This is a genomic window from Planctobacterium sp. R6 (genome assembly GCF_055755215.1).
This window is the reverse complement of record NZ_JBVTQY010000034.1, coordinates 1-12,238: the sequence shown is the minus strand read 5'-3', so window position 1 is coordinate 12,238 and position 12,238 is coordinate 1. Positions and strand designations below refer to the sequence as shown.

14 protein-coding genes and 1 pseudogene are annotated in these 12,238 nt (G+C 47.2%); 8 read left to right on the top strand and 7 right to left on the bottom strand.

The window, feature by feature from the left end; translation table 11 throughout:
- Positions 1 to 11: 11 nt before the first annotated feature.
- Positions 12 to 626, bottom strand: coding sequence for a LysE family translocator (locus AC0J20_RS17820; RefSeq protein ID WP_473022751.1), 615 nt, complete (start codon positions 624 to 626; stop codon positions 12 to 14).
- Between the two features lie 202 nt (positions 627 to 828).
- On the opposite strand from AC0J20_RS17820, the gene AC0J20_RS17815 reads away from it, so the two are divergent.
- From AC0J20_RS17815 to AC0J20_RS17790, 6 genes are all read left to right on the top strand, one after another.
- Positions 829 to 2,289 (top strand): hypothetical protein, encoded by a 1,461-nt coding sequence (locus AC0J20_RS17815; RefSeq protein ID WP_473022750.1) that lies wholly within the window; start codon positions 829 to 831, stop codon positions 2,287 to 2,289.
- Between the two features lie 227 nt (positions 2,290 to 2,516).
- The gene (locus AC0J20_RS17810; RefSeq protein WP_473022749.1) at positions 2,517 to 4,148 is read left to right on the top strand and encodes a methyl-accepting chemotaxis protein; all 1,632 of its coding nucleotides are present in this window, start codon (positions 2,517 to 2,519) and stop codon (positions 4,146 to 4,148) included.
- Positions 4,149 to 4,158: 10 nt separating this feature from the next.
- On the top strand, positions 4,159 to 4,785 hold the full coding sequence (locus AC0J20_RS17805; protein WP_473022748.1) for a methylamine utilization protein: 627 nt from the start codon (positions 4,159 to 4,161) through the stop codon (positions 4,783 to 4,785).
- Positions 4,785 to 6,038 carry a hypothetical protein gene (locus tag AC0J20_RS17800; protein ID WP_473022747.1) on the top strand — a complete coding sequence of 418 codons (1,254 nt, stop codon included), beginning with the start codon at positions 4,785 to 4,787 and terminating at the stop codon, positions 6,036 to 6,038. Before AC0J20_RS17805 ends, AC0J20_RS17800 begins: the two co-directional genes overlap by 1 nt.
- Positions 6,039 to 6,372: 334 nt before the next feature.
- Entirely contained in the window at positions 6,373 to 7,983 is a 1,611-nt protein-coding gene (locus AC0J20_RS17795) for a bifunctional AfsR/SARP family transcriptional regulator/alpha/beta hydrolase (RefSeq protein WP_473022746.1), read from the top strand.
- Between the two features lie 23 nt (positions 7,984 to 8,006).
- Positions 8,007 to 8,207, top strand: a complete 201-nt coding sequence (locus AC0J20_RS17790) for a hypothetical protein (protein WP_229529227.1) — start codon at positions 8,007 to 8,009, stop codon at positions 8,205 to 8,207.
- Here AC0J20_RS17790 and AC0J20_RS17785 read toward each other — a convergent pair.
- Positions 8,204 to 8,479: a hypothetical protein gene (locus AC0J20_RS17785; protein WP_473022745.1), complete on the bottom strand. Its 276-nt coding sequence runs from the start codon at positions 8,477 to 8,479 to the stop codon at positions 8,204 to 8,206. The two genes, AC0J20_RS17790 and AC0J20_RS17785, sit on opposite strands and share 4 nt — an antisense overlap.
- Before the next feature lie 209 nt (positions 8,480 to 8,688).
- Here AC0J20_RS17785 and AC0J20_RS17780 point away from each other — a divergent pair, with 209 nt between their 5' ends.
- Positions 8,689 to 9,420, top strand: coding sequence for a hypothetical protein (locus AC0J20_RS17780; protein ID WP_473022744.1), 732 nt, complete (start codon positions 8,689 to 8,691; stop codon positions 9,418 to 9,420).
- A gap of 97 nt (positions 9,421 to 9,517) precedes the next feature.
- On the opposite strand, the gene AC0J20_RS17775 is transcribed toward AC0J20_RS17780, so the two are convergent.
- The 5 genes from AC0J20_RS17775 to AC0J20_RS17755 form a co-directional block, all read right to left on the bottom strand.
- Positions 9,518 to 9,838 carry a DMT family transporter gene (locus tag AC0J20_RS17775; RefSeq protein ID WP_229529224.1) on the bottom strand — a complete coding sequence of 107 codons (321 nt, stop codon included), beginning with the start codon at positions 9,836 to 9,838 and terminating at the stop codon, positions 9,518 to 9,520.
- 111 nt (positions 9,839 to 9,949) lie between these two features.
- On the bottom strand, positions 9,950 to 10,669 hold the full coding sequence (locus tag AC0J20_RS17770) for a ZIP family metal transporter (protein WP_473022743.1): 720 nt from the start codon (positions 10,667 to 10,669) through the stop codon (positions 9,950 to 9,952).
- Positions 10,670 to 10,680: 11 nt separating this feature from the next.
- Positions 10,681 to 10,854 (bottom strand): hypothetical protein, encoded by a 174-nt coding sequence (locus AC0J20_RS17765; protein ID WP_473022742.1) that lies wholly within the window; start codon positions 10,852 to 10,854, stop codon positions 10,681 to 10,683.
- A gap of 390 nt (positions 10,855 to 11,244) precedes the next feature.
- Positions 11,245 to 11,469, bottom strand: a complete 225-nt coding sequence (locus AC0J20_RS17760; protein WP_229529222.1) for an addiction module protein — start codon at positions 11,467 to 11,469, stop codon at positions 11,245 to 11,247.
- Positions 11,470 to 11,582: 113 nt separating this feature from the next.
- Positions 11,583 to 11,834 (bottom strand): AAA family ATPase, encoded by a 252-nt coding sequence (locus AC0J20_RS17755; RefSeq protein ID WP_473022777.1) that lies wholly within the window; start codon positions 11,832 to 11,834, stop codon positions 11,583 to 11,585.
- A gap of 69 nt (positions 11,835 to 11,903) precedes the next feature.
- On the opposite strand from AC0J20_RS17755, the pseudogene AC0J20_RS17750 reads away from it, so the two are divergent.
- A pseudogene (locus AC0J20_RS17750) lies at positions 11,904 to 12,182 on the top strand (reverse transcriptase domain-containing protein); the annotation flags it as partial.
- Positions 12,183 to 12,238: the final 56 nt, after the last annotated feature.

Here is a 12,238-nt window from a genome sequence, read left to right as displayed (position 1 = left end):
GTGTGAATGATTTAGCCTTTCATGGCAACCCAAAAGCCACTGCCCAGCAACAAAGAGCCAGCCCCGAAGCGCAAAAAGGGTTTGTCAGAGGCTGATGACAATGATGCCTGGGCTTTATGGGTCGCCAATACATAGCACAGCATCACACCCCCAACGGCGATCGCTGCGATGACATATAATGCCGCCGTCTCGATAAGTGTAATGTCGGCAAGATCCACAAAAGCCGGGAAAAAGCTCAGATAAAACAAAATGGCCTTGGGGTTGCCCAGCGTGGTAAACAGTCCGGCGGCAAAGCTCAATCCGTATCGGGAGGATGCAACCGGCGTTACCCTGGTGCGTTTGTTTTTTACCAGCATCAGGGAGACACCCAGCCAGACAAGGTAAGCTGCCCCCAGGTATTTTACCAGGGTAAAAAAGGTTCCCATCACTTCAGACAGGGCCGCCAGACCGAGCAGGGCTAAAGTAATAAACACAAAATCCCCGACAACGATACCTATTGATGCCACAACGCCATGACGATACCCGGAAGCAAGGGTGCGGGCGACAACAGCAAAAATTCCCGGGCCAGGAATAACGGCCAGGATTACCAAAGCGCCAAATAAGGCGAACGCTGATAGCAGTGTCATAACCTATCCTGAATTTGTATTCACAGCGATAAATTATCATCGCCGGTGATTTGGAGACAAGGGGGCAGTGTGTCTGCCCATGAATACCGAGAGTGTCTGTTAAAAACTGGCAAAAAACAACGTTGTTTCACACGCTCATTCACACGAACCGTCTGTATATTCACGCTCCCAAACAGCTCCGGTTAAGCATGAAGGAACAAGCATGAGCAAACACAAGATGAGTGAAAACTACTTTACTCAGGCCGTAAAGTCACTGGCCGCGCGAATAGAGCAATATTCTGGAAAGCAAAGTTCGCTATACAAACACGCTTCTTTATTATTTGAATCTCATCAAATAGAGCATCAGGCAATCCAGAATAAACAATCAAATCTGGGTGCTGATAATTTAGCCAGAGGCAATCCTTATGGCCCATATCATCGCAATTTCTTAAAAGAAAAACTCGAAGAAAAACTGCAGGATAACTATGCAGAATGGTGTGCCGTATGCGAGGAGATTTATACCCTGGTCGGGGCCGCAAGTCCGGAGCGCCGGCAGCAAAAGTGTGCCCGTCTAATGAGTACTATTTTGTTGTTAAGTCGCTGGGAAAGAGACAAGCCAATGTTTCAGGCCGGGCGACATTTGTATCGCGCAACGTTAAGTATATTGCTGTTAGATCATATGCTCAGCCAGGGATTGATTAAAAATAGCTATGTTCTGAAATACGCTGAGCAACGAATAGAAGGGCCCAAAACATACAGCGATAACAATGACAATGATGACATTGTTGATGCAACCTGTCCCTTTAAAACCCATATTCAGATACCGATGATTATGGCTTCGTTACTGCAGGAAGTGGGGACCATTCACCCGGAAATAAGGGCACTGAACAAGGCACTGGAGCAAGAGACTGACTTGTGCCCAACAAAACGCAGAAAAATGACAGTGCGCATAGACCAGGAAGCGTATGGTTTTACCCTGAATTATCTCGCTGAGGGGATTGAAGCGGGCAACCAACCACTAAACAGATTGTGTCGCAAACAACATCAACAGGCCGAAGAAAACAAAGAAAAATTCAAATTCATCCGAACATTATTACATTGTGCGGCATTTAAACCCGGTACAGTTGGCGATTTGTTGCGTTTGCCGCAAATGTATACCAACTTATTGATGTCTCCGGCCTGCCACTATGACAACATTCCCAAAATTACCCGTGTCATTTGCGATCGAGCCAGGCGTGGATTAGTCGGAAAAGATGCCGTGACAAGTCTGGAAACCATCCTGGGGTACTTTCCGCCTGGCTATGGCATCGCTTATATTCCGAAATGTGGGGAAGAAAAGGACCAGGACCGGTATGAATTCGCCATTGTGACCAGCCTGTATCCGGCTTCACCAAAGCATCCGCGCTGTCGGGCCGTCACCCGCAACCTGACATACTCCGCCGTTGGGCAAGATATGATCATTGCTAAAGAGAACAACCTGTATTTCCGGTTTGCCCGAAAGAAGTTAGAAAGAGTGCCGGAAAAACGATTACGGGAAATACTGGCTCTGTTGTACTTCGATGCTTCGCGACGAATGATGGTTAGCAGTTTAATCCCCAGTTTTTGGTTGCCCTATGAGTACTTTGCTTATTCCCGTCATCAAAATTTATGGGGCAATACGCTCAATGAACTCACCGCCGCCTGATTTGTTTCCTGTGATGAATGCGTAGTTTCGCTTACGGGATTTTTTATGTTGACCTGCTGCTCATCCGACGAGCGGCAAGTAAATCAACCAAAATACAACGCTAATTACCACGAAAAGATCCACGGGGGTACTCTAACCTCAGTGAAATTTCAGTTTTATCTGGTTACACAGCAATCAGGCATAAGTTCACGGGAAAGCTTGATGTTAGTTGCGAGGAGCGCCTTTCCATGAAAATTCGTCATCAAATCCTGTTTATATCCTGCATGGTGACGTCAGTAGTGCTGGGAAACATTGCCGCGCTGTATTTCAGCACAGCAATCATGGGTAATAGCATCGACACTATCTCAAAAAAATACCTGGTTGCCGTTCAGGCAGTTTTATCGGCGGAAGCTAACCTTAACCGGGCGATATCTACAGAGCGGACTATTATCCTTGTTGATCCGGCTAAACCGCTTTTTTCTGGCCTTAAAACCTATCATGAAACCAATATTTCCTCTGCAATCAGGTTATTGAATGAGGTGAGAGCATTGCAATTAGATGATGTCGATGAGGATCTGATCCAGGCTGCGGAAAACGCTTTGAACAAGTGGAGTGAGATCTCTTTCAGGGTGTTTTTACTGCGGGAGCAAAATAGTCGCGAAAGTCGTCGTCAGGCACTTGAGCTTACCATGAAAGACGCCAACTTCGAATTTGCCCTGTTAAAAGACACGATGAGCGGTCTGATTCAACAAATCAATGCAGGTGCCAGGCAGGTTGTAACTGACTCGGAACACAGTCAACGCAAACTCCAACTGGCCATTTCAGGCATTGCCGTACTTTCAACGGGTATGGTGATCCTGGTTTGCTTTTTGCTCTCCCGTTCCATTGTTACTCCCATCAATAAATTAAAAAAGCAATTTGACGTCATTGCCTCCGGACAGGGAGATCTCACCACCCGGTTACCTGTTCAGGGGGACAGTGAATTTACGGATCTGGCGTTGGCATTTAACCGGTTTTGTAAAAATCAAAGTGCCTTAATCAGTGACATCAAAGGCACCTTGCAGCAGGTCAATATCAGCTGTGCAAATGTTATGAGCAGCATGCAGGCGTCTCAGTCGAATGCTGATGATACAACCTCTAACAGCGAACGGGTCAACAATGACATGGTAATGATGGTTAACTCTATTGAGTGCATCCAAACAAGCACGAATACTGCGCTCACCCTTGCAGAACAGGCCCGGGTCTTAGTCAATGACGCTGACGATTCTCTGATACTGGCCAGCGAAACTATCGGCAACATGAGCCAGGAAGTGGAGCGTATCGCCTCTGCTATCAAGGCTTTGTCGGGCTGTACCAAAGATATTGAACAAGTGACCGGTGCTATCAACGAGATTGCTGAACAAACCAATTTATTGTCTCTTAATGCCGCTATTGAAGCGGCCCGGGCGCAGCAACACGGGCGGGGGTTTGCGGTGGTCGCAGGGGAGGTGAGAAACCTGTCGAAGGTAACTCAAAAGCTGACCCAGGATATTGGCAAAAATTTGCAAATGCTACTTGAAGCATCGCGTCATGCTGATTGTGTCATGGTGCAAAGCCTGGAACACTCCCGTCAATTAAGCGAGCGAGCCACCAACATTCGCCGCTTAATGTCGCACATCAATGACGCCAGTGAAGAACAACTGGTTGCCAATCAATCGGTATCCCTGCAAGTCAAAGAGCAGCAGCAGATTGTGGTTACCACAACAACCAGGGTTAGTGGTCTTAAGTCGCTGGCAGATGACGCAAAAACCTTGTCGTCTGAGGTCAGCGAAAAAATGCAAATGTTGAAAAATAATGCATTGAGTCTTCAGCATTTGCTAAATCAGTTCAAAACAGAGTGAGGTTAACACATTGATTTATTTTAAATTTATTTTATCCGGGATACTGCTTAGTTTATCTTCCCAGATTTATGCAGTGCAAATTACCGTAAAGGACGCCAATGACAAACCCCTTAAAAATGTGCTGGTGGTGCTGCCTGGTGATAATCAGAGCGCGAAACCGGTAACCCTGCAACAGGCCAAAATGTCGCAACGGGACAAGCAGTTCACGCCTCACATCCTGGCGGTGCAGCAGGGCACACCTGTGGTCTTTCCAAATGAGGACGACATTGCCCATCACGTTTATTCATTTTCAGAGGCGAAACAGTTTGAAAAGAAGATTTATCGCGGCGATGACCAGACACCTGTGGTCTTTGAAAACGCCGGTATTGTAAAACTCGGCTGTAACGTGCATGACTGGATGTTGGGCTATATTTTTGTGGTGGATTCGCCGTTTTTTGCACTCACTGATGAAAATGGCAACGCAACGCTTGATGGTCTGCACAGTGGCGTAAAATCCGTTAAACTTTGGCATCCTCTGTTGCACGATGGTGAAATTACAGAGCGGGAAATTGCGCTGCAGGAGCACAACGCAATACAGCTTGAAACAACCCTTATCGAAGCCGATGATTTCGATATTGATGACCTGGGAACTTACTAATGACTTTATCAAAACAAGCAAAAAAAGTATTTAGGTGTCCATCGCTGCTATTGACGGCGTTGTGTTGTGGTATGTCACATCAGGCTGGTGCCGCTTTCAACTTCGAAGCATTGCTTCAGCTCAACCTGGTGCACAGTGAAGGAACTCAAAGTTGGTTGCAACGACAAACCGGGCAGACCCGATACGACGAGGATGACAGCCTGGAATTGGGGCAGGCTTTGGCCGCTTTATCCTACGATATCAACAGCTATACAAGTTTACACAGCGTAGTGCATTACCAGACTGAGCAGGACGCCGGATTTGGCACCAGTCAATTGTATCTGAAGTACAAGCCTATATGGTCAGCAACCTACCGACCGACCTTTAAAGTGGGCGTTTTTTATCCGGAAATGTCGTTTGAAAACACCGATATGGGCTGGCTTTCGCCCTATACCTATAGCTTTTCAGCCATCAACAGCTGGATCGCTGAGGAACAACGCACCGGTGGTATTGAAGCTAAACTGGATATCGTTAATCAAGGCTCTGCGCACAAATTCAGTGTTACCGGGGCATTGTACAAGGGAAATGATACCCTGGGTTCTATGCTCGGTTGGCGCGGTTGGGCAATACACAATAAACAAAGTGTACTCAACGAGATTATCTTCTTTGACAGGTATCCCTCGCTTGGGCCAGAAGGGGAACTTGCCGCACAAGCAGCCTGGGCAGAACCCAGCAGAGAAATTGACGGTCGCATTGGCTTCTACGTCGGTGGTGAGTGGAATTATCGCGGCAAAAGCCGGCTTCGCTATTTTTATTATGACAATAATGGCGACATTCATGCCCCCAGGGCTGATGGCGGTCAGTTCGCATGGGACACCCGTTATCACAGCCTCGCCTGGCAGTACCGATTTAACAAGTCGTGGCGTCTCATCGCTCAATCCATGGTGGGCAATAGCGAAATGTGGAATGGTAAATTAAACATCGACTTTGCCTCATATTACCTGTTACTGAACTACACCCACGAGCAACATCGGGTGTCATTACGGCTCGACAAATTTGAAACCAAAGATATCGATCACATCAGCTCGGATGACAATGACGGGCACGGCAATGGGATCACATTGAGCTACAAATACAAAATTAATGATGCCTGGCAAGTGGGTGCTGAATATCTCTATCTGGACGGGTTTCGCGCAAGCCGTTTACAGTTCCCTGATCAGCAAGCCGATGTCAGTCAAAATCAACTCATGGGTGCGCTGGAATATCGATTCTGACCCTGAACTGGCGGTTAATCGCCCCCGCACTGGCGGGGGCATGTAAAGCGTAATAATGAGCCTGAAAGTGCGGCATTAACTATAGGCGCATGCCGTGAAGCATAGGCGCACATTATCGTGACACTATTATCTTTTTCATCTCAATGAGCCGACAAAGCAGGCCGCTGTCTGATGTCCGGCACTGACTGTGGCACCCCCTTACTTTGATCTAAACTGCTCAAGAATCACTGTTGAATCAGGCATTAATTGATTAAGATGTGCCAGAGTTTGTCAGGGCTTTCGTGACCATTAATGGACGGTTGTTTAGGAATAATAGGGTAAATAAGGCGTAATTATGAGCATCTCCATGAGTGTTTTAGGCGAGCTTAAAGTTCTTCGAAATGGACAGGCTATGCCATTGCCGACGTCTAAGCGCACGCGCGCGCTGTTGGCATTTCTGGCCATCACCGCCCGTCCACATCGCCGGGATCGTCTGTGTGAAATCTTCTGGGAATCTCCCAGCGATCCGCGCGGAGCATTAAGATGGTCGCTCAGCAAACTAAGGTCGGTGGTCAACTTCGAGACAGAATACCTCAAAGCAGACCGGGAACGGGTACGCCTCGATGTCGCTGATATCGATCTGGATATTAAGCGACTCCGTGAAGCTGCGGACAAGCAATCACTGACGGTTGATTCGCTTAAAGCATTGGCTGATAAATTCGATTTGCCGGTACTCAGTGGGTTAGATTTGCCAGATCAGGCACTTTACCAAAAGTGGTTAGTGGCCGAGCGCAACGAATGGCTTAAAACGCGGGCAAAAGTGCTTTCCCGGCTGGTCAATAGTGGTGAGCTGTCCTATCTGGAGAGGTTACAATGGGCCAGAGAATGGGAAAAAGCCGACCCGTTTAACCCCAAAGCTGCGACCAGCCTTGTAACGCTGCTGGAGTTGATGAATTTCCCTGTTGAAGTTGCCAGTCTGACGCGGGAGTTTAAGAAGCGATTTATGAATGCGGGTATTGGCTGGTCCTCAGAAGCCCGCACACAGTTTGCCGCTTCCGGGCAGCCAGTGGCGCAACCTGAAGTCGCAGATATTCCCACCCTGCCCGAACCCAGCGACAGGGAACTGTTGTTTCGTCAACGTATCCAGTTTTGCAGAGCATACGATGGCGTGCGATTAGCGTACGCCAGTATTGGCAAAGGAAAACCCATAGTCAAAGCTGCCAACTGGCTGAGCCACCTGGAATACGATTGGGATGCGCCTATCTGGAGTCCCTTGTACCGGGAGCTGGCGAAAGATTTTCGGTTTATCCGCTATGATGAACGCGGCAATGGGTTGTCCGACTGGGAAGTTGATGACATCTCATTTACGTCTTTTGTGACGGATCTCGAAACGGTTGTAGCATCCGCCTGCGATGAAAAGTTTGCCCTGCTGGGAATTTCTCAGGGCGCGGCGGTTTCGATTGATTATGCCGTGCGCAATCCGGATAAAGTGTCCCACCTGATCTTGTTCGGTGGATACGCCGCAGGCTGGCGACACAATGCAACAGAGGCAATAGTGCGGGAGCGGGAAGCAGTGATGACGCTGACAGAAGTGGGGTGGGGGCAGGACAACTCTGCTTATCGACACATCTTTAGTTCCACCTTTATGCCCGACGCAACACCTGATGAGCTAACCTGGTTTAATGACTTTCAACGGTTAACCACATCACCTCAAAATGCAGTCAGATTTCTGGAGGTATTCAGCCGCATAAATGTGCTGCAACAATTGTCTAAAATCACGGTGCCGACACTGGTGATCCATTCCATGGGAGACCGGAGAATCCCGGTCGAAGTTGGCCGAGAATTGGCTGCTTCTATTCCCAATGCTGAGTTTGTCGGGTTGGAAAGCAATGGTCATTTGCTGCTCGGCAGAGAGCCGGCTTCTGCTAAATTCCTCGCCACTATCCGAGACTTCCTCAACAGTTAGCAATCGTGAAATGAGCCTGTAAAGTGGTTATTGCCATAAAAAAGTTTCAGGAAAGCTTTCCAGATAATGAAGTCAACATTCTTGATGTTGCCAGTGATGATCCGTCAATCCGCTTACGCGGTATCTACCTGGACTCCCCAAACAGCGATGACATGATACTGTTTTTACGCCAGAGTTGTCAGTCAGACTGTTTGAAGCCAGTCAGTCAAAAAACAAGCAATTAATGATGATTGCAGGTGCCACACACGGCAATATGCTCAAAGATGCGGCCGATCAGGCGCGATATCGCACATGCAAAACCGCACATTGATAATCCAATAACGATATCCGCTGTGCGGTGAATAATGGCAAACACGGGCGCTTCCAGTGCAACATGGCTAATACTCTTGGCAAGAAAGTCGAAGCCGGGAATAATCACACCAATACCGATGTTGATGATTGATACAAGCCAAATCAGATGCGCTTGTTTTATCAGCCAGTAATCCAATTGTTTCATCAGTTTGTTTGTTTCCGAAATCTGGGTAATCACCCGAACAATACCGTAGCGCGTCAAAATAACCAATCCCAATGAGCGAAGCAAGGGACACGCACGTTATTCACGTCGGTAACTCAGGATTCTGTAAAAAAAAACAGGGTTATAATTTTGACCAGCTCTCATTTTATGGTAATAATTCATCCATTGATGGGGGAAAAGTGAGCATTGTTATGTCTAATCGACCGGCCAATATCAGGCATCAGACTCCTGAGCAACGGGTGGATACCTACCGACGGGCCCAGGCGAAGAGTCTTGGAAACGAATACAGTCGTCGAAACGCTGAAAACGAAGTAAAGCGACAACAAAATCCATCTCCCGGATTGCAGCGACTGGCGAATCGCCGGGCCCCGTCACAAACCGTGTTAGTCGAAGCTCGGCAGGCCAAGTTTTCGCAACAATCCGTTACTGCAAATTTTTCAATGGGGCCCACGCATTCCCGCAACAATATCGACCAGATGGCCAACTCGATGCAGCAATCCGGGTTTGACAGACGCCACGGCAGTATGAAAGGAAGTCTGGTAAAAAATGAAATGGTATCCCATGACAACAGGCGATTGGTGGCCGCAAAAACCGCCGACATATGGGTACCCATGAAACTGGAACACCCGTCTGTTCAGAACATCGACATGAGTAGTCAGGAAAAATCAGCCAGCAGTGCCCAGCGTCCGGGAAATACTGTGAACAACTTCCTGATTGAGCGAACTTCGCCCTCTAAACGTGAACCCGCCGATCCACAAACCGTACAACGCGGCTATTCTCAGGGATTTGATCAGGTGCATATAAAATCAGGTTTTGCCTATGAAGGGGGCGCCAGTAATAAATCTCAGGGTATGAAACAGCGACGCAAAGTTGCCGAGGATGCCCTTATTGGGCGTCATCAAAGCATTGCCGGAAAGCGCTAGTAAGCGTATTGAGGCAATTGTTCTCAAGACCGGCAAGACCTGAAATAGTCGTGCGCCAGGCGCACGACTAAAGCCAATGTCAGTCTGATGATGGTTGTCAGCCGGGCGAGGCTATTTTTAAACCAACTATCCCCACTAATATCAATAACAAGCTTATTATTTTGATTAGCGACAATGATTCATTAAGCACAACTACACCAAAAATAACGGCACCCACCATACCAATGCCTACCCAAACGGCATAAGCCACACTGAGTGGTAAAGTGCGTAATGCAATACTTAAAAAATAAATACTCGCAGCCATTGCGATAATTGTCAGAACAGACGGCAGGGGTTTGCTGAAACCATCGGTATATTTAAGGCCCACAGCCCAACCCATTTCCAGTAACCCGGCAAGCAAAAGAATTAACCAGCTCATAGCAACACCTTGTAATGGGGTCGTCCCCGCCAGTTAAAGGATTCAAAGGGTCGTCCCCCAGAATTACGCGAAAAGATAGCACGCGCCAATTCTGTTGGCAATGCTCTGGATTTACGTAGTGGCAAGCACCATATTGCCCACCAAACCAAGTAAAAAGCCCGCAACCGCACCTAATGCTGGTATGCCACCGTTAACCGCCTTTGATTCAGGTGCAACGTCCTGAAATACCAGATAGAGGATACCGGCTCCTGCAAACAGCATTATACCTGCCACAAATTCATGAGCATCAGCGAGCAAAAAATAGCCGGTTAACGCGCAAAGTGGGCCGACAATCGCCAGGCAGAAAAAGGCACCCAGCACCTTATTCCCGGATAGGTTTGCCGAGTCGACTAATTCTTCGTAAGCGTTAAAGCCTTCCGGTAAATTTTGTAAAACCATTAATAATGCCAGGATTAAACCTGTGCTCTCACCCACCGCAAATGCTGCCCCAAGCGCAATAGCCTCGGGAATAAAGTCTGACAGCATAGCGGCCAGTTGACCTGCAGAGCTTTTTAACTTGCTCAGCGCGCTATCCAGAAAGTAAAAGACAATACCACCACCGGCAAAACACAATACAGCGGGTAAAACCGACAGTTTTTTCGCACCTTCGGGAACCAGAACCAGAGCAACGGCGGAGATCAGCGCACCTCCGCCAAAAGCAACAATAAACTGCCTTGCCTGACGGGTAAGAAACGCGGGGTGGAGCAAGTCAAGACGTGCCAGCAAAGCACCTGCGGGCATCGCTGCCCCGGCGAAAAGTGATAACAGCACGACATTGAGGTACTCTGGCATAAGTTTTCTTTTTAACCGCCTTGATTTCGTATTAGCTCTTTTAAAGTGAGAGATTTCCAATTTCCACAAAAAGACAAGCTGGTACCTTTAGCATCACCGTAATTGTATGAACCAATAATTCCAACAGACTCGAAGTAATCATTATTAATCACTACTTCCGATACAACAAATCCATCCACTTGCATGCATTCCATATTCATCAGTTGGTCGTTTCAAAGTGAAGCCCGCACAAAAGGCCATTTAGGAGTAAGGTTTATACTTGGAATAGTTGGTGAAGCGAACGCTATTTGTTAGCCCCCGAGCCTGTCGATCCAGTATTCAGGTTTACGAAGTAGATTCGCTACAGCTATGATAACTATTGAGTTATTGTTTACAGTATAAATTAAACCGAATGGAAAGTTGTGAAGTAAACACCTTCTCGTTCTCTTAGTGATCTTCTGCCAAGAAGTGGGATGTGATAAAACTCGTTGAAGTCCAGCATTTACCTCTGAAATGAACCGAGTGCCCAGACCTACAGCTGAGATTCGTAAAATTCGAATGCGTCATCTAGCTCCAGTTGAGCAAGTTTTGTGAATTCAACCTTTTTTGGCATACTTTCCCAACACATCCTTGGCTGGAATTGTTTCTAAAACCCCTGAATTTAGAGCATCTACTCTAGATTCAACTTCTTTAGCCCAAATATTCTCAAATTCAGTGGTTGGTGCATCCAAACTTTTTAAGAGGCTTTCTACAAGTTCTATTCGAGCCTCAGAGGGAAGTGACAAAGCTGCATTAGTAATATCAGATTGTTGATTTTTCATTGAATACCCACTAACTGAATAGATTTGCTAAAGATACCACTCTTCAGAAAAAGTACAAAATTAGAGTGAGGGGCTAACGCCCACAGCAGCGGTTTATCCGCTGCCTTTGCTTGTTAGCTGTCGCTTATTCTGCGCAAAATGAACTCAACTCTTTCTTCAACTGAAAACTTTGGAACTTCAATCAGTTCATAGCCAAACTCTTCGTAAGCTCTCACCATTTCATCATAAGTTGCAATAGCCTCATTGAAGTCTTGTTTTCGCTCCATATCGTTTTCGTAAATCGATTCCCATGGGGGAAAAATAAATGCATCTCGGTTATAAGCCAATTCATGGCAGTTCTTTAGCAAAATCTCGGATATTGGGATTCGCTCAAGTTTACTGTATCCATATGAGTCAATTATGCCGCGGTCAAAGAAGGTGAGAACAGAGTCACCCAGGTGTTAACGCCCGTTTTCGATTCCACCTTCTCAGACAACAGCTTTGGGTTCAGGCCACACCGAAACGGGCAACAGGCGGTGAAACAGGTCCGAGACATTATCAAAACGGGACGCCGTTTTGCTGTGGATGTCGACCTGTCAAAATTCTTTGACCGTGTTAATCATGATTTACTCATGACGTGCCTTGGCTACAAAGTGAAGGACAAGCGTCTGCTTAAACTGATAAAACGTTACCTGCGAGCTGGGGTTATCGATAACCCCCCTGTGTCAGGATAGTTGTCGCCTCAGTTTTTCGTATTGTTAGACAGGGGGTGGATGACAGGTTTGAGTGA